We start from the raw sequence: 363 nt of genomic DNA, 5'->3' as shown, positions 1-363 counted from the left end.
GAATCGAGTCGATCGCTGCTGACCACACTCTGGAGGTGGCGGCCGACTGGCATCGCCGTGCTGGAGACCCGGAAGCTGCTGAGGACGCGACTTACGCTATCGTCGAGCGGTTAGTGGCCGAGGCTGATGCTTCTGAGGCGTTCCGCGCTTCAGTCCATCTAGAAACGGCACTCAAGATACTGCGCACCCTGCCCCGCCGAGCTCGCGAGCGACTGGGCATTACCGAGTTACCAGCCGAGCTCGCGCGCCGGATCCGGGAGCAAGGTGCCGCGGCGATCGGTCAGATGAAGGCTTTCACATTGGAAGGCGGCGACATCGGCGAACACGTCACCCAGCTGCTTGCGACCATCCGAAGCGACAACC

1 protein-coding gene is annotated in these 363 nt (G+C 63.4%); it reads left to right on the top strand.

Going from position 1 to position 363, the window contains the following annotated elements; translation table 11 throughout:
- On the top strand, positions 1-363 hold a 363-nt coding region (locus tag SB719_RS19175; protein WP_412159604.1), incomplete at both ends, for a hypothetical protein.

The sequence above is a fragment of the Pantoea sp. SIMBA_079 genome (assembly GCF_046940275.1).
Taxonomy (GTDB): Bacteria; Pseudomonadota; Gammaproteobacteria; order Enterobacterales; family Enterobacteriaceae; genus Pantoea; species Pantoea borealis.
This window is presented reverse-complemented; position numbering and strand designations above follow the sequence as displayed.